This window comes from Bacteroides ilei (assembly GCF_900128495.1).
In the GTDB taxonomy this organism is placed as follows: domain Bacteria; phylum Bacteroidota; class Bacteroidia; order Bacteroidales; family Bacteroidaceae; genus Phocaeicola; species Phocaeicola ilei.
In genome coordinates this window covers 785,885-803,721 of sequence record NZ_LT635801.1, presented here as the reverse complement: position 1 = coordinate 803,721, position 17,837 = coordinate 785,885, and the positions used below count along the sequence as shown (strand labels likewise).

The 17,837-nt window shown below is 41.6% G+C and carries 16 protein-coding genes; 10 read left to right on the top strand and 6 right to left on the bottom strand.

The window, feature by feature from the left end; all coding sequences use genetic code 11:
* Nucleotides 1-87 precede the first annotated feature (87 nt).
* The 3 genes from BQ7489_RS03375 to BQ7489_RS03365 form a co-directional block, all read right to left on the bottom strand.
* Nucleotides 88-3,186: a DUF3427 domain-containing protein gene (locus BQ7489_RS03375; RefSeq protein WP_072529925.1), complete on the bottom strand. Its 3,099-nt coding sequence runs from the start codon at nucleotides 3,184-3,186 to the stop codon at nucleotides 88-90.
* Between the two features lie 112 nt (nucleotides 3,187-3,298).
* Nucleotides 3,299-3,499 (bottom strand): hypothetical protein, encoded by a 201-nt coding sequence (locus BQ7489_RS03370; protein ID WP_162617773.1) that lies wholly within the window; start codon nucleotides 3,497-3,499, stop codon nucleotides 3,299-3,301.
* 98 nt (nucleotides 3,500-3,597) lie between these two features.
* Complete coding sequence (locus BQ7489_RS03365; RefSeq protein ID WP_162617772.1) at nucleotides 3,598-4,131, bottom strand: hypothetical protein; 534 nt, start codon at nucleotides 4,129-4,131, stop codon at nucleotides 3,598-3,600.
* 396 nt (nucleotides 4,132-4,527) lie between these two features.
* On the opposite strand from BQ7489_RS03365, the gene BQ7489_RS03360 reads away from it, so the two are divergent.
* From BQ7489_RS03360 to BQ7489_RS03340, 5 genes are all read left to right on the top strand, one after another.
* Nucleotides 4,528-5,148, top strand: a complete 621-nt coding sequence (locus BQ7489_RS03360) for an HU family DNA-binding protein (RefSeq protein WP_072529922.1) — start codon at nucleotides 4,528-4,530, stop codon at nucleotides 5,146-5,148.
* 181 nt (nucleotides 5,149-5,329) lie between these two features.
* The gene (fldA, locus tag BQ7489_RS03355) at nucleotides 5,330-5,836 is read left to right on the top strand and encodes a flavodoxin FldA (RefSeq protein WP_072529921.1); all 507 of its coding nucleotides are present in this window, start codon (nucleotides 5,330-5,332) and stop codon (nucleotides 5,834-5,836) included.
* A gap of 28 nt (nucleotides 5,837-5,864) precedes the next feature.
* Nucleotides 5,865-6,224 (top strand): DUF2023 family protein, encoded by a 360-nt coding sequence (locus tag BQ7489_RS03350; protein WP_072529920.1) that lies wholly within the window; start codon nucleotides 5,865-5,867, stop codon nucleotides 6,222-6,224.
* Between the two features lie 52 nt (nucleotides 6,225-6,276).
* Nucleotides 6,277-7,332 (top strand): o-succinylbenzoate synthase, encoded by a 1,056-nt coding sequence (locus BQ7489_RS03345; RefSeq protein WP_072531999.1) that lies wholly within the window; start codon nucleotides 6,277-6,279, stop codon nucleotides 7,330-7,332.
* A 55-nt stretch (nucleotides 7,333-7,387) separates the two neighbouring features.
* On the top strand, nucleotides 7,388-8,503 hold the full coding sequence (locus BQ7489_RS03340; protein ID WP_072529919.1) for an AMP-binding protein: 1,116 nt from the start codon (nucleotides 7,388-7,390) through the stop codon (nucleotides 8,501-8,503).
* A gap of 17 nt (nucleotides 8,504-8,520) precedes the next feature.
* On the opposite strand, the gene BQ7489_RS03335 is transcribed toward BQ7489_RS03340, so the two are convergent.
* A complete protein-coding gene (locus BQ7489_RS03335) occupies nucleotides 8,521-8,781 on the bottom strand; it encodes a GNAT family N-acetyltransferase (protein WP_072531998.1) in 261 nt (86 codons plus the stop codon).
* Nucleotides 8,782-8,926: 145 nt separating this feature from the next.
* On the opposite strand from BQ7489_RS03335, the gene BQ7489_RS03330 reads away from it, so the two are divergent.
* Nucleotides 8,927-9,601, top strand: coding sequence for a YczE/YyaS/YitT family protein (locus BQ7489_RS03330; RefSeq protein ID WP_072529918.1), 675 nt, complete (start codon nucleotides 8,927-8,929; stop codon nucleotides 9,599-9,601).
* Nucleotides 9,602-9,658: 57 nt separating this feature from the next.
* On the opposite strand, the gene BQ7489_RS03325 is transcribed toward BQ7489_RS03330, so the two are convergent.
* A complete protein-coding gene (locus BQ7489_RS03325; RefSeq protein ID WP_072529917.1) occupies nucleotides 9,659-10,417 on the bottom strand; it encodes a NigD1/NigD2 family lipoprotein in 759 nt (252 codons plus the stop codon).
* Between the two features lie 92 nt (nucleotides 10,418-10,509).
* Nucleotides 10,510-13,050, bottom strand: a complete 2,541-nt coding sequence (locus BQ7489_RS03320) for a glycoside hydrolase family 9 protein (RefSeq protein ID WP_072529916.1) — start codon at nucleotides 13,048-13,050, stop codon at nucleotides 10,510-10,512.
* 350 nt (nucleotides 13,051-13,400) lie between these two features.
* On the opposite strand from BQ7489_RS03320, the gene BQ7489_RS17280 reads away from it, so the two are divergent.
* The 4 genes from BQ7489_RS17280 to BQ7489_RS03305 all read left to right on the top strand — a co-directional run bounded on the left by BQ7489_RS17280 (nucleotide 13,401) and on the right by BQ7489_RS03305 (nucleotide 17,817).
* On the top strand, nucleotides 13,401-13,574 hold the full coding sequence (locus BQ7489_RS17280; RefSeq protein ID WP_162617771.1) for a hypothetical protein: 174 nt from the start codon (nucleotides 13,401-13,403) through the stop codon (nucleotides 13,572-13,574).
* Between the two features lie 153 nt (nucleotides 13,575-13,727).
* Complete coding sequence (locus BQ7489_RS17275) at nucleotides 13,728-14,105, top strand: response regulator transcription factor (RefSeq protein ID WP_162617770.1); 378 nt, start codon at nucleotides 13,728-13,730, stop codon at nucleotides 14,103-14,105.
* Between the two features lie 76 nt (nucleotides 14,106-14,181).
* Complete coding sequence (locus tag BQ7489_RS03310; RefSeq protein ID WP_072529915.1) at nucleotides 14,182-14,904, top strand: DUF1349 domain-containing protein; 723 nt, start codon at nucleotides 14,182-14,184, stop codon at nucleotides 14,902-14,904.
* Nucleotides 14,905-17,280: 2,376 nt separating this feature from the next.
* On the top strand, nucleotides 17,281-17,817 hold the full coding sequence (locus BQ7489_RS03305; RefSeq protein ID WP_317042533.1) for a hypothetical protein: 537 nt from the start codon (nucleotides 17,281-17,283) through the stop codon (nucleotides 17,815-17,817).
* Nucleotides 17,818-17,837: the final 20 nt, after the last annotated feature.

Below are 17,837 nucleotides of genomic sequence, written 5' to 3'. Positions count from 1 at the left end.
ATATGGGTTATGCATCCTTTCTTTTTTCCGTACAATAAAAAACTTAATCATTTTACCATCCTACAATTAAAGAAACCCTTATATTCACTAAACCGCTTTAATAAATTGAGGTAAAGCAGGCTCTTGTAATTTCCATTCTATATTCATTGGAAAATCGCCATAAGAACGAATATAATCAATCAGTCCAAGGCAATAAAAAGGACATGTATTTCTATATCCATCGTATTTATCTTCTCTGACAAATAAGATAAATTTTTTCCCTAAAGAATGTTGATTAACAAAACGTTGTCCTCTCTTTGCATGACAGTCTGTATTTTGTGATTGCCAATGAAATATTTGATCATTTATCAAATAATCTTGGTATTGGGTTGTAGGTGAGAAATCTTTATCCGACTTATTCAAAGTAACAAAAAATATTTCAGTATTTATATTAGCAAAATTGAATAATCCCGATACATTCCCTTGCATCTTTTTATTAATAGTTTGTTGGCCAAAAATGATAAAAATTTCTTCACGAGAATAACAACCGTATTGTTCAAGAGCTTCAGGTAGACCTTTTCCAATACTAAATGTCTTCGTTTCAATATGCTCTATCCTATATTCTATAATTTCTTTAAGCTCCTCTACAAATAAAGCATATTGTGCGAAACATTTCAAAGCTTCTACAATAGAATTAAACGATGTCTTTTGTATAGGATCCTGAAAGAGAGTATAATAAAACATCAAATAAAATGTTTCATCCGTATTATTTTTAATTTCATACTTAAAATTATCCGCAATAAGTCTTTTTATAAAACGTATATAGCTGAAAGAATTAATATGTAAAAAATTACTCATTCCTTTTTCAAACTTTTTTGTGTTCGCATCAGGGGTATAATAACATTTTCCAGCCTTTTGTTTTAAACTAGTCCAACAATGATTATCACGGTATATCAACCCAATATCTTGTCCATTTGCTTCAAGAAAATCTTCCAAGGTAGGACAAATTGAATAACTTTGTAATTCCTTTATCAAACGTGGAACATTATAAATAGCTCCTTGAATATTCTCAAGAATATATTTTTGAGCTTTTTCCTCCATATGAATATAACATCCCTGAGGTAATAGTGTAAATCCTTTTTTTATTTGCTCGGCTACATTGGTTCCTGGTTTAGTTAAAAGAGCACGAAAACGACTTACAAAATCATAAGACCGGTTAGCCTGACCTACAAAATCTAAAACTGTCAAAAGGCTTTTTCCTACACTTAATCTTAAGCCACGACCTAACTGTTGCAAGAAAATTGTTAAACTTTCTGTTGGCCGTAAAAATAATACAGTATCAACTTCAGGAATATCCACTCCTTCATTATAAATATCAACGGTACATATATAATTGATTTCTCCTTCGGCTAATTTATGATTTAACGATTCACGTTCATTTCTAGGAGTCTCATCTGTAAGACTTACAGCTTTTAATCCTAATTTCTTAAAGCCATCAGCCATAAAATCTGCATGTTTTTTATTAGTACAAAAACATAAAGCTTTACAGGTAGTCTCGTCTGGAATATAACGTTGCAATGCTTGATAAATTATATGTAATCGTCCTTCATCACATAATTTATCCGCCAATTTAGATTTAATGTACTTACCTCCAGCCCAAAGTGTTTCATCTCGCAAATCCGTATTATCTGAAATACACAAATATTGAAAAGGAGTTAGAAGTCCTTCATTTAACGCTTTAGGCAATCTAATTTCAGCACTTATATGATTATCAAAATCTGGTAAAAGGCTGATACCATCCATTCGCTCAGGAGTTGCTGTAAGCCCTAATAATATTTTAGGCTTAAAATAATTTATAATTTGTTGATAGCTATTAGCTGCCATGTGATGAGCCTCATCAATTACAATATAATCATAATAATCAGCAGGTAACTTACTAAATATTTCGAATTTTGAATTCACCGTTTGCACAGAAACAAACAAATGTGTCAAATCATTCTCCGGCTTATATTCACCCACCCATAACTCTCCAAAATTTGCATCACCCAAAACTCCACGATAAGTTTGAAGAGATTTCTCAAGAATCTCTTTGCGATGTGCAATAAATAATAACCGATTATTATGCGAATTATTTCTTTTAAAATACTGGTAATCAAATGCAGATATCACAGTCTTGCCCGTACCTGTTGCAGCAACGACCAAATTATGAAAACTATGAGCTTCTTCCCGGATTGCTTGTAACTTGTCAAGAATAGCTTTTTGAAAAGGATATAACCGATATTGTTGTAAAACAGTTGTTGTTCTAGATCTTATCTGGTTCTTTTGCGTTTCATCATAAAATTTTTTAATACCGCCTATACGAAAATCTTCAAAATTAGGACTGTTCCAATACATCTCAAAAGTCGCTATAGCAGAGCGTATAATATGAGGATTTTCAATATTTGTTACTCGAATATTCCATTCCAAAGCATCCGTATGAGCCGACTTAGAAAGATTAGATGAACCTATGTAGGCCGTATGAAAACCTGAATTTCTAATGAAAATATAAGACTTTGCATGTAACCTTTCAATATCAGTATTATAAGAAATTTTAATCTCCGTATTAGGCAATTCAGATAATTGCTGTACAGCTTTTGCATCAGTTACTCCACAATATGTAGTTGTAATAATACGTAAAGTATGATTATTATTGGCGCAAAACTTACTAAGGTTATCTATCAATAAACGAATCCCCGATAACTTTAAAAATGATACTATTAAGCAAATATGATCAGCTGAAACTATATCTTTATTTATTTCTGAATCTAATGATAAGAAACTTTGGCCGCCTGTGAACAAATTACTATTACGAAAACCAGATAACGGACGTATTAAATCTTTTTGAGTAATAGCTAATTCTGCCGCTTTTTCTTTACATAAAACAGCTGAAAGATAATTTTCCGAATTGGCTAAATATTCTTCTTCAGGCACGCCAGCATCTTTTAAAATATTATTAACTATTTTAAAACGCTCTTCAGTAGACAATGTCTCATCATTTAGCTTATTATAAATAACCTGAGACAAATATTCAGAAAGCATTGATGGCGATTCAGCTTTATCAATCGGAATAGTTTTACATACTTTTCCTATCTCATTTTCATATATTATTTTATCCTGTAAATCTTTATTGATTAGATTTTCATAAACACCTTCTTCCAACCCTTTCATAGTAATATTATTTCTCATGACATAGAATAGAAACAAACTTACAGAAAAAACGATATTATAACAAGTCTACTGAATAATTTCTACGACACAAAATCAACTCTAATATAAAAAATTACAAATCAAGTGTAATTATTTTCTCCTCATCAATAAAAAGCGTTTTCAATTCACCACAACACTCCGTTGTTACCTCATAATTAATATCTGGATAACCAACCCCTGCATAATTCACAAATAAAACTTCTGCATGATGAACACATTGTTCTTCATCACAATACCAATAAATGATATCTCCTATATTATATCTCGTCTCCATAAAACCATTATAATTTACGTTTATGGCGTAAATATACCAGGAAAAGAGATAATTATAAAAGATAATCAAACCTGGACATGGCATTTATAAGAATATATTTACAGGTTAAAATGATCAACTACAATTTGATTAAAAGAAAGTAATCTTCCATTACCAGTATCAAGAATGCGTTCTATGTCATCTTCCGATTTACAAATCAATCCTGTCATAGTCTCTATTGCCGTAAATAAATCCTCCAAATGCTCAAAATACATATCATCGTCATCTTCAATTCCCAAAATATATCTATCCGGGAAAAAATAACCCATCACATCGTTCGTTATATAATAGCTACATCCGGGTTCTTCCGCATAATAATACATTTTTAGATTTACATAATAGGATTCTATAAACTTTCTGACATCAGACAACTCGACCCAAGCCGACATTATAAAAAATCGAAGAATACCGTCTTCAAAATCCAAACCACCAAATTCACCACGACATGAAATCTCCTTCCAATTTCCACCCAACACTACAATCAAATTACCTACCCATTCTTTACCAAAATCATTGACAGTTAAAGATGTATTACGTTCCGTCAAGTCAAGCATTTTTTCATATAAATCGTAAACTTCCTTTTTGTTTCCCACACAAACATAAGATGTATAACACCAATTCGGCATAATTATATTAATTAAAATTCAGGACTAAAATACATCATTATCAAATAAAACATTCTGGAATTTGATCTAGTTAAGAAAGATCAAATCATTTTATCAAATCTCATTTCCAATCAATAAAGTTATCCAAACCTTGTTTAAAAACAGACATTAGTCATTTTATCCTAAAACTGTTATGCCAATCCACAAAACAACTTTATCTTTATATCGTCTGCCATACCGTAGACGGCTGATTACCGTACCGTAAACAATCGTATACCATACAGGAAACGATCGTCTACCATACCACAAACGCATAAGAGACCTTTAAAAAACCTTTTAAAGAGATATTGAACACCTTTTAAACCTTATAAATCTTATTACTATATGAGCGCAAAATTTGAAATCTATGAAAACCCGGGATCGAAACTGAGCCAGAAGAAAACCTATCAGGCACGCATTGTAGAAGGACGTACCGTGGAACAGGACGAACTGGCCGAACTGATACAGAAACGCTGTACGGTAAATGCCGCCGACACCATTGCCGTACTCACCGCACTGTCGGAAGTGATGGTAGAAGTGATGAAGGAAGGAAACCGGATCCATATGGCCGAGGTGGGATATTTTTCACTGGCACTGTCGTGTACAGACGCTGGAAACTCCGACAAACCGGACAGGCAGGCTGTCAAATTGAAAACGGTGAAGTTCCAGGCAGAAAGGCAACTGAAAAAACGGCTGGAGAAATCGCTCAGGCTGGAACAGAGCCGTAAAGGCAGCAGCCTGCACTCCAGGAATCTCACTCATGAGGAAATCGCAGAATTGCTGACCGGTTATTTCAAAGAAAACACCTTCATTACCCGACAGAAATTCGAAGAGTTGTGCGGCTTCAGGAAAAGCACTGCCCTGAACCACATAAACCGCCTCATCGACGAAAAGGTAATCCGCAACGCAGGCACCCGGAACCAGCCGGTCTACATGCCGGTAGCGGACAATACAAAAAGAAACTAGCCATAACGGATGACAGAAAAGGATGCTACCACCGATACATAAAACCGGACAGCCATCCGTATACCTAAATCATGCTATCCAGGTAACTGCTGCTACAGCCACAAATTCCTCATTTTTCGGTATTTCAAAAACCGGATGCAAGCCCTTTCTTTGTCTTGTCAAACTCTAAAGGAAAAAAGATATGAAAAAGACTGGTATTTTTTACGGTTCCACTACCGGAACCACCGAAAATGTGGCATCTCTGATTGCCGGCAAATTGGGTATTGCCGCAGCCGACGTACACGACGTAAGCAAACTGACAAGCGGACTGGCCGCCTCATACGATGTACTGATTTTAGGGACCTCTACATGGGGAGACGGAGAATTGCAGGATGACTGGTATGACGGTATCAAGGTCCTGAAAGGAACAGACCTCACGGGAAAGACAATAGCCCTGTTCGGCTGCGGTGATTCGGAATCGTATCCGGATACATTCTGCGACGGCATGGGGATTCTGTTTGAAGACTTGAAAGACTGCGGATGCCGATTCATCGGGGCTGTAGACGCATCAGAATATACGTACAGTTCATCTGTAGCCGAAACGGACGGAAAGTTTGTGGGACTGGCTATAGACGATGTCAATGAAAGCGACCGTACGGAACGCCGTATCACGGCATGGACCGATGCCCTGAAAGCCGGACTGGAATAAACTGATTCTCTCTAAAGACAAATAGCCTATGATGACTCCCGATATCAATCCCGTAGAACTTAAGGTTTTTCTGAACCACATCTATGAATTCAAGAAAGGAATACGGCAAATGGTACTTTATACCATGAACAGACGGTACCAGATTTTTGCCGAAAACCGGCTGAAAAGACAAAACATCGACTATGTGATACAAAAAGTAGATGAGGAACGGATCAACCTGTTCTTCGGACGGGAGGAATGTATTCATGCCATCCGGATGCTGGTAACCTGCCCGCTCAACAAGCTTAGCCCTGAAGAAGATTTCATACTGGGTGCATTACTGGGATATGACATATGTGCCCAATGCCGGAGATACTGCAATAGAAAAAGGCGGAATACCTGCCACTGAAATTGAACGGAACCTTGTATCTTTGCAACATACGATCAAAAAAGAAGTATGTATGTATGAAATAACCGTCATTCCGCGTACCCTGCATTTCAAACAGCCGGCAGGAACTTCACGCGGTGTCTACACGACCCGTAAGGTGTGGTATGTCAACGTGACCGACCCCGCTACAGGCCGCCGGGGAGTGGGCGAATGTGCACCGCTTCCGGCGTTGAGCTGCGACGACCTCCCCGACTATGAGGCCATATTGGAACGCTTCTGTCGTGAAACGGCTGATAGCGGAAAAATAGATTACGAAGCCTTGCGCCCGTACCCTTCCATCCTGTTCGGACTGGAAACGGCCTTCGCACACCTCAAGGCCGGAAACCTGCAGCTGTGGCACACGTCTTTTTCGGAAGGAAAAGCCGGAATCCCCATCAACGGACTGATATGGATGGGAAATTTCGAAGAAATGTACCGGCGCATCGAAGAGAAGATGCGGCTGGGATTCCGCTGCATCAAGGTAAAGATAGGCGCCATCGACTTCAACAAGGAACTGGAACTGCTGGAACATATCCGCAAACATTTCCCGCCATCACAGATTGAACTGCGCGTAGATGCCAACGGAGCCTTTACTCCTGCCGATGCACCGCACAAGCTGGAAATGCTGGCCCGCTACAACCTGCACTCCATAGAACAGCCTATCCGGGCCGGACAGTGGAAGGAAATGGCGGCCATCTGCGCATCATCGCCTTTCCCCGTAGCGCTCGACGAGGAGCTGATAGGTATAAACACACTCCAGAAGAAAAAGGAACTGCTTGAAACGATACGCCCCCGCTACATTATCCTGAAGCCGTCTCTGCACGGCGGACTGTGTGGAGCCAGGGAATGGATAGACCTGGCTACAGAAAGAGGTATCGGATGGTGGGTCACTTCGGCGCTGGAATCGAACGTGGGACTGAACGCCATAGCACAATGGTGCGCTACCTTGAAGCCGGCCATGCCGCAGGGACTGGGTACCGGACTGCTATTTACCGACAACATCGATTATCCGCTGCATATTCAGGGCGACTGCCTGTGGTTCCACCCGGAAGAGAAGGAACCCGACCTTCAGGCGTTCCTGAGGAAATGATTTTTCCGACTGCAGGGATTTCAGAATAGGATAACACTACAGAATTACAGGGAAAATGATTACTGAAATAGAACAACAGACAATCACCGTCGACGGCACAACCTATACGCCTCGTGAAGCACAGGCTACGGCAGGACAGCCCAGCATGCTACAACGGTTGTTCGGGGAAAGATACGGTGCCGGAAGTTTCCATGCCGCACTGGCCGATTTCCTGGCCGAATGGTTCGACGGCTCCGAAACACTGAAAGTACATACGTCGGGATCTACCGGCACACCGAAGGAGCTTCAGGTGGAAAAACGACGTATGATGAACAGTGCCGTGATGACGGTGTCCTTTCTGGGACTGAAACCGCATGACACTGCCATGCTCTGCATGCCTCTGCAATACATTGCGGGAAAAATGGTGGTGGTACGTGCACTGGTAGGACAGCTCGACCTGCTGCCCGTAACTCCATGCGGACATCCCATGCAGGGAATGAAGGAAGCTCCCGTATTCTCGGCCATGATACCCATGCAGGTATATAACTCGCTGCAGGTGCCCGAAGAACGGAAAATGCTGGAAGAAACCAGACACCTCATTATAGGCGGAGGTGCCATAGACGACGCACTGGCCGAAGCCTTGAAAAGCTTTCCGCATGCGGTATGGAGCACATACGGCATGACCGAAACCCTGTCGCACATAGCACTGAGGCGGCTGGACGGTCCTCATGCCTCAACATGGTACACACCGTTCGGGAACGTATCGGTCTCTCCGTCGGACGAAGGCACACTGATAATACATGCCCCTGCCGTAAGCAAGGAGACGCTGGTTACGAATGATATTGTGGAATTCAACGCCGAAGGGCAGTTCCGCATACTGGGCCGGAAAGACAATACAATCAATACGGGAGGTGTCAAAGTACAGATAGAACAGGTAGAAGAGCTGCTGAAGAAACACCTTCACCGCCCCTTCCAGATAACGGCCGCCCCCGACGCCTGTTTCGGCGAACGCATCGTACTGCTGCTGGAAAAGATTCCCGGCTCTCCCGAAGAGGCGCTTCCCGAAGACACATTTGCCACGCTCCCTCCCTACTGGCGCCCCAAGCAGGTCATGTATGTAGACAAGCTTCCACTTACCGGAACGGGAAAACCCGACCGGGCCGCCGCACGCCGTATTGCCCGTGGATGCTGACGACCCCGGACCGGCTGTCAGCGCCGGTATTCGGGATGGCGCTGCAGCCACACCACGGCATACGAGCAAGTAGCCAGTGGCTTGAGCCCATGCTCCAGCGCATAGTCGTAGGCGGCCTTTACCAGAACCGAAGCGATTCCCTTCCCGCCTATTTCGGCGGGCACAATGGTGTGCAGGATATCCAGTGCCCCGTCATGGACGGCATATTCCACATAGGCCGTATGCCCTTCAGCCTCCACCCGGAAAAGATTCCGGGCCTCATCATGCATTACATCCATAGATTCTATATTGTTATAAAGGTTATTATTGAAGGCAATATACAAAATCTGCGACAATAAGACAAAAATCACATTTTATGTTATACAACATATCGGATTTTTTACGAAATTTGCATGACCCTTATAAAGAGGGATTTATAGATCCATGGAAAAAGATAGTTTATTGAAACGTTACCTTGTATTTATTGTAGGACTTTATTTTCTGGCTTTAGGAATCGTTCTGATTGTACATTCCGCCCTGGGAACAACCCCCATTTCGAGTATCAACTATGTGCTGAGCATCAATACACCGCTCACATTGGGTACGTGGACCTTCATCACGAATATGATCATGATCATTATCCAGCTCCTGCTTATCCGCAACGGATACGGTACCCGCAAGGATTTCATAGAGATACTGCTTCAGATCCCGCTTTCGTTCATATTCTCGGCCTTCATAGACTTGAACATGTTCTTCACCCGGGGACTGATTCCCGGCAACTATGCCATGTCGGTAGGTATCCTGCTGGTAGGATGTATTATCCAGGCTATGGGCGTAGTACTCGAAATCAAACCTAAAGTAGCCATGATGAGTGCGGAAGGACTGGTAAAATACATCTGCCGCCACAGCCACAAGGAATTCGGAAACGTGAAAGTGTATGTAGATATCACACTGGTGGTTCTGGCCATTGTCACTTCACTGGCGTTCACCATGCGTATAGAAGGCATCCGTGAGGGATCGGTCATTGCGGCACTTATTACAGGATATATAGTAAACTTCCTGAACCACAGAATTATGACACGTAGAATGCTTTACAGACTGATTCCTGTAAAACACTGATGGAAAAAAGAAAAAGCCATTCCAGACACATACTGGAATGGCTTTTTTGGCAATAGATCATTTCACATTTACCGAAGTACGGACAGAGGTCACGGCATCAGCCTGAGGGTTGGTAGCCTTGCGGGTGCAATAGTCGAACTCGGTCGACTTCTCTCCGCTGAACGAATTCCATTTCAGTTTCAGCTTCACCGTCTTGCCTTGTGTATCGGGCAGCCCGTCAAGCTTGAAGGCAACCAGCGCATCGTCCATCCGTCCATCCGTATCACCGTACGCATTGTGACGGAACTCCACCTCGTACGGATTCTCCGGATTGTCCGTCGGAACCAAGTTGACGAAATGTGCCTTTCCGTTCCCCCACCGGGTAGCGAAACGGAGTGTCAGGTATCCGTCTTCGGCTATGGTAACCCAGTCATTGAAAATCTCGACCGGATCATTACCGTAAGTACGGTCGTTTTCCTCTTCACCCAGGTTCAGGGCCATCGGTTTGGTCAGCAGACTGTCAATCCAGTTGACGAAAACCGCCCGGCTGTATCCCTGCGGATCTTCATCGGAAGTCGCAATGTTCGCCAGTGCCCTCACTTCCTTTTCACCGAACGGAGAACGTGACATATTCACCGGCCGCAGGGTAGTACTGTCGTCCAACTGCAGGTAAGGTGCATTGTCGGCGTTCAGTTTCACGGTTACAAGCGCATTGGCATAATAATTAGAGAAATACAAAGTGTCGTCATCGTCATCCAGGCATGACTGTAATCCTACCGAAAGAAATACAGCCAGCATGGCGACAAGTCCTTTACGCAATAATGATTGAGTCTTCATAATTCATCTTATGGTTTAAAATTTATTCTTATTATCTGCCATATAAATAAAGCATAAAGACAAATCCTGCATGTCCAACCGTTAAATATCGTTTATTTTCTGTCAATTTGTTCCATGATATGCTTGAATGCGGAGCCGAAGATGATGTACTGCGTATTTCCGGCAATGGTACCTTCGTTCTGTCCCCAAAGGAAAGGCCAGTCATCGAAATTCTCAAAATGGTCGGGCTTACGGAAGAGCAGTCCGGGAGCCACATTTCCGGGAATGAACGAAAAGTCGGCACGGTTATTACCATAGAACACCAGTTTAGGACGGGCAGCTCCTACAGCGGCAACAAACGAATAGTTGTGGTAAGGATGGCAGCCGAAAAGCCAGTTGGCTGTACGGTACACATCATCCTTTGCAACGATATCGGGGAAATACAGATGTGCGAAACATACGGAAGTACCGAACCCGAGCAGCTGGCCGCTTCCGGCCCAGTTACCCAAACCGATAGGCACACCATAAGGATTGTCGGTGTCGAAACTGTGGATGTACTGTGCATATTTCTCTACATAAGGACGCAACTTGCTGCGATATGCATCATCCATATAAGGTATAGCGTCAAGGGCAATCTGGATATTGAATTCCAGGTTACGGTCCAGATCTTTCCAGATCTCTTTCTTGAATACATCGAGGTATTTCCGGTCGTGGGTAGCGGCATAAAGCTGCAGGTTGGTGGCGGCGAGACCACGGCTTTTCATACGGGAATCTTCCTTATCGGCAGATTTACCTTTGCGGCTCATAAGTTCCTCGGCTTCCTGCATGAGACGTGTGGACTGCTTCAGAGCACGTGCCGCCAGACTGTCGTTATAACCTTCCAATGCATGGGCGGCGGCGGCAAACATGGTAGCGGCACGCATGTCGAGCTGGGGATTTCTGGTAGTGAAGGCCCACATGTCATCGGGGGTACCGCTCCTCTTGCCGTCGGCCGATACTTCATACGGTTTGAGCGACGGATCATAATGGAGTCCGTCGGTAATGGATGCGGCATCTCCCAGATGGTGATAATTGTCGAGTACGGAATTCGACAACGTAGATGCCATATGGCCTATCTGTTCGGCCTGTGCCACAAGGTTAAGTGTACCATGCTCTATGTATTGCAGGATATCGGGTATACCGTCGGGACGGTGCAGGTCGACGTAACGTTGCCGTTCACTTACGAATGTCTCGTCACGCTCCGGCTTGAAAAGCTCCCATGCGCGGATCAGGTTCTCTACCACACTGATGTTCGAACCCGTCTCGATATCGAAATCGCCCGCATCGAAAAATCCGCCCACATTCAGCCCCGGAATAAGTTCCAGCGACTTGTATTTGGTATCAGACACAGGACCCTGGTAATGCAGGTCGAAATGGTCGCTTGGAGGCGCCTGCAGGTAACCCTCCTTGAAAGGTTCGCCATGCCATACCCGGTAAGCCTCGTTCACAAACATGTGGTTCATGTGGATAGGCACCCACACATCGGTGGTTGCATCGGTGATCTTGTCGTACACGTGACTGTCGATAAGGAAATTGTTGGTCTTCACGGTATCATACTGGATATAATAGATACCCGGATCCTTCACTTCCGAAAAATCGAACTTCACATAATTATATTTAAAATAAGGACCCCATGTCTTGATTTTCCCCTCGTAAGCCTTCGAAACCGTCCCGTCATTGTTGATGCGCATCAGGGAAGCGGTAGCTTTCGGCACATCATTCTTATCCAGTTCGATGACACTCACCTTCGGCTGGTCGGGAGTATAGCCCACCTGACAGAATCCGATATTGGGTTTCCTGATCCATCCTTCAATGGCATGCGGCTCTACCGTCCAGCTCACCACCTTTCCGGTCTTGCCTCCGGGCAGCACACTGCGCAGCACGAACCAGCCATTCTGCGCCAGCATACGGCCGTCATAAAGTTTCAGTTCGGAATCATCGCTATGGATGCTGACCATCCGTTCCGGATCGTCCATAGCCATGGTAATGCTATGCCCCGTTTCCAAAGGCAAAGGATCGACAAAGCGTCCCGTCCCTCGGTCATCGTACGTCTTGAACCCCTTGAACTGCCGGGGTTTCTCGGCATTGGGCCGGGTAACGGTCCTACTGGTAGCATAACGCGGGAAACGGTTCAAACGGCCGTCCATAGTAAACGTCTTCAGCCAATATCTCGAAGGAAGGAATTCCAGGTTCAGACCGGCCTCTCCCACCAGCTTCTCGGGCACAGGCTTGTCGAGCCACACGGCTATCTCCACCGCTTCTCCCTTTGCCGTCACAACAATACGGCTGTCAAAATCATAATCATCATAACGTAACCCCACTTCGATGCAACCTTTCTCACGGTCCACATGCCGGAAAGTCATCTTCGGTACCAGATCCCACTGTTCCGGGGTATTGTTCAACCGGACGGCTCCACCCTGAATGGAACGGACGCCGTGCTGGATAATTTCGATGCCCGAATTCTTTTCGTCGTTAAACCCACCGTCAAAACTGTTGCTGAATACCAGCACATTGATGCCTTGCCGTTCAAAATAATCTTTCTCATTCAGCTTCAAATCCTGCGCCTGTACAAAGGCTGCAGCCATAAGCCCCACTAGCCCTAACATTTGTTTCATATTGTTTTTCATTAGATTTTGGTTTGTCATTGGATAAAGATATAAAATAAATGTTTAACCGGAACGGTTTTATTTTACAAAAAATTAACTAAACGATAAAAATACTTTCTCCAGTAAAATAAAATCTTCACACTTATTGACATATAGAATCCTGATCTGCTCCAGAGATATCCCTTCATGGTTCCTCCACTAAACATCCATTAAGAAAAGTATACTGATTTATAACCATACATTATCAAGAACACCAGCATTTCATTGCAGTTCGGAAAAGCTTTATTTACTTTTGTTATACTGTAAACAAATGTATGATAGATATAGATGACAGATTAAACAAAAAGTTCCATCAACAAATGGATGGAGTATATGCACAGGACGAAGAACAACGTCTTTGTCTTGTCGCACAGTCATACGCTATCTGTGAGAACTCCATTGCTGTATTAAGCAATTTGCGTACCGACCAAAGCCATATTTTCTTCGGAAAGTCTTGTGAAATATTGGGATTAGGTAAATCCAATACGATTTAAACGGTTGATTCTGTATGGGAGGAAGAGATTTACAACCGGATTCATCCGGACGACCGGAAAAGACGATGTCTGCAAGAGCTGACTTTTTTCCGTATGGTATCTTCATCCCATTCGAAAGAAATATTCTCATGGTATCTTGAAAACACCATACGGATGTGCAATAAAGAAGGTGAATACCACGATTGGAGGCATCGTATCTTTTATTTCTCAGGAAACGGACAACAAGGGATAAGTTATTCTCTCTGCCTATATAATCCGACACCTGAAGATAGCGGAGTGGCTTATCTGATAAATACGATGACAGGGGAAAAGAAAATTCTTTTAACGGATGAGGACAAACTTCTTTCTGTCCGAGAGAAGATCATATTGCAAATGATACAAAGGGGGAAATCCAGTAAAATGATTGCAGACAAATTGAAAATCAGCAAGCATACGGTAGACCGCCACAGACAGAATATCATAGCCAAACTACAGGTAAACAATACCATCGAGGCATGTCACAAAGCAAAAAGACTGGGCATGATCGGTTAATGGAAAAAACCCGGGCCAAATGAATATGAGAGATCTCGACTGAATTAATTATAAACCTATTAAATATAATAGAACCATGAAAAAATATCTTTTTTTAGCTATGGCTGCGATGATGGCAGCCGCCTGCTCCAACAAAACGGCAGATAAGACCGTAAAAGTTGCGGAAAGTTCCAGACTGACAGAATGTAACGTCTCCTTAAATGGTCTTCACTTTACCAAATCACTCAACGGAGCAGAAAAACAGGTAAGCGATTCGGCTGGTATTGTCACCTTCCGTGCCAAACCTCAAGCCGATTTTTTCTGTGACCCTAACGGAAAAATATCGCAAGATGATGCCGCCATCCTTTTTATGGAAATAGACAACAAGAAACCTTTCACGTATTCCGCCAAAGTCAGAACGGGTTTCACTCCGGAAGGGACATACAATGCGGCCGTACTGTTTGTATATGCCAACGATACGCTTTGGCAGAAATTGTGTTTCGAGCAGGATGAAAGAGGGACACATCGCGTAGTCAGCGTACGTACCATCGGAACATCCGATGACAACAACCATGAAGTGGTAAATGATGACACGGAATGTATTTATTTTAAAATATCATCCGACACGCAGACTATAGCCAATTACTATTCATTGGACGGTAAGACATGGCAGATGGTCCGTCTCTATAAAAACGAGTACGGTGATAAGATCTATCTGGGCATCTGCAGCCAAGCCCCTCAATCTGATGAATGTATTTCAACCTTTGAGAATCTACAGCTGACCACTGATCACGTAAAAGATTTCAGATTGGGAGAATAAATGTGGACTCTCCCACATATCCAGTACAGATGCTGTAGTCATTCATAATTGGGAGAGCGGTAAAGGCATGTGTGCCTCATTCTTAGCTATAAAAAAAGAAAAGGTGTGAAACCGCTTGAGTTTCACACCTTTTCTTATGGAGTTTATCGTTTGTTTACCGATATTATTTCACTTCCTCAAAGATAACGTGTGCTGAAAATCAGTTAGTTATGTATAACATGGTACAAATATGGGTATTTTATAGCAGTACTTTTTGAAGCTTAAAATAGGGGAAAAAGCCCTCAAAAAAAGATTGAGCAATTATACGAAAAAAATCGTTTCACAGCCAATTCTTACTATTAAATAATCATCTATGTGCATATTCCGGTGGATACCCGTTCAGCATTTTTGGTGATATCCGTTCAGTCCCCAGTTAGTTTTCAGTGTTGTAGGCAATCAATGCGCATATTCATAAACATCGCATAATTCACAAGCACAACTATATGCTGGAAGTAAAGAATGTAATATCTTAAAGCCAATTATAAACCTTAACCACGAAATTCCATGATCAATGGTTGTCGCAATTTCATAGCATATCCATCGATCGGTGATTTTAGCAGACACTTGTACTGCAAAGGTGAAATATTTTTAACATTGAGACCAGGAATAAACAGAACAAAGAATCTATTCTTTAGAAGTAAAATGTAAAGTTGAAAACATTTATATGGAGATGCATAAACAAATGGTTACATCTTTCCTGTATGCCTTCGGGAGAGTTAAAGAGCTATGAAATATTTTCTCATGCTACAAAAATAATTTCTAAAAACCTAGTTATTCACATATTACACAAATTATCACAATGTTTGGAAAAGATGGCACGCGCGGACCTCTATATAATTCAGTTTAATTTAGTATCTATATATAGGGGAACTAAACTAAACTAAACTGGTTATTAGCACCCAAAACCTTATCAAATTTGGTATCTAGTCTTTTGCTTAGACTATTAGACAATATACTTCCGAATTTTTCTTTTTGCTGCTTTCTTAATAATGTGTATGCACACTGGCATGCATTTTACCACAAAGGATATTCGCAGATTTTATATTGAATAAATCAGTTTCAATCTTCTGCCAAATAACGATAGCACTACAAACAGTACTATATTCAAGTCCTGTAAAAGTTGTATCTTATTTTTCTTTCTCTACTTCATGGCTCCTCCTTGTAACTCAATATAGCTTGAGACTCATTGGGAACACCATACTCTAAAAATTAGTTTTTGTCTGATGCTTGGGATAAGGAATTTTATTCGTTTTCGTCTCCATGAGTATATAAAATAAAAAGCTCACCCTGAGCGCGCTGTTCTTATGGGAAGCGGGGTAAGCATGTTGCTGCAAAAGTAACACATTTTTTCTGTTCTAAAAAAAATCAGCAGCTTTTCTCGTTTCATTCTATATTGCATATCACTTTCCTGTTATTAACAGAACTCTTTTATCCCATGTTTCACCATTCAGCTGTACAACCTCGGCAGAGTTATTTTATTGCGAAAATACCTGCCCGTCACAATTCTGACAATGCCGGTTGACAGTCATAGGGATGAACTGAAAAATATTCCTCTCTATTGTAAGCGATTAACGTATTTTCCGTTCAGCTTTACTTGGTTGTTCTTTATTGCATCCATGACAGAAATATAAAGATGGTAGCTGTTAGGCAAAACAGAGGAAAAAATAAAGCGACATACAATGCTTACTATCCTCTATCCTTTACAGTTTGTCTGCTATTAGTTCTTTACAAGAAAACGATTATTAGGGTATTATGAAGTGTTTTGTGCTAAGAAACCTTTCGTTTTTATCGAAAATTATAATCTCATTGTAAAGTTCTTCATGGTATTACGATAATCGAAGGTCTGTTCCGGGAGGGGCGGTAATATCCTGTCTGTTTTTATTAAAAGATAATTTCATAATAAGAAGAATCTACTCTACTCCCTTCATACAATAACATATAATTAAGCAATAAATTACCATCACGAATATTTATATTTTTTTAACTGAGTATTTTTTACTTTCATATCCTTTCATTTTTGAGGATTTATTTGCAGTTGTTCGGCTCTTCTTTTCATAACTTTCTATAAGTCAAAAAATTACAATCAGGCAGAGGGCTCTTGTCTTTCTTTATTTATGGAAATCTATTATATCTTTGTCACATCAATAAATAAAAATAGATATGAGCCAAAAACGAAACCTATTCTGGTCATTGACAGTCCAAGCCATAACAATACTGTTGGCGTCTATGTTTGCATTCCAGGCATGTAATCTGTTTGGTACAAAACTCATCTTACTGCCCGTAGTTATTGTGTCCATCTATATTCCACTCAAACTCATATTTCATTACTTCATATACATGTTCAAAGAACTGGAATCAACTACTTCCACAGATGGAGTAAATGAGAATACCTCCCAAGATGTTAATCAGGAAGAAAGTGACCTGATTCTATTGAAAAAAAGAATGGAGCTATTTCATTATGAATATCAACAAGAGCATCAGCAATACATTTCACAAAAAGAAAGAGAAGAAAACAAAAAGCTATGTGCCGTATTAAGATATACACGTGATACGTTCCAGCAATTGGGATTTGACGAGTCAGAAATCTTTCAAATAAATGAATGTGTCCGCTATTTTGTTACCAATCGTAAGGTTCTTTCCATTAAGGGCATTCACATAAAAAAAAGAATGGCGGTAACACAAATTTCCTTGAAGAACTTTGCCTGGAATATTGCTTTCCAATATAACCTAAGCAGTGAAGCGACAGCTACATTTGTAATGGAGACATTCAGCGAATGGTTTGTGAATACATCATTCGAGACCGTCAGGAAAAATTTACGAACAATTTCAGGGAGACACAAAATAGAAATAGATGAGTCTATAGCCAGATTCTAATTAAAGATTAATACTACAAA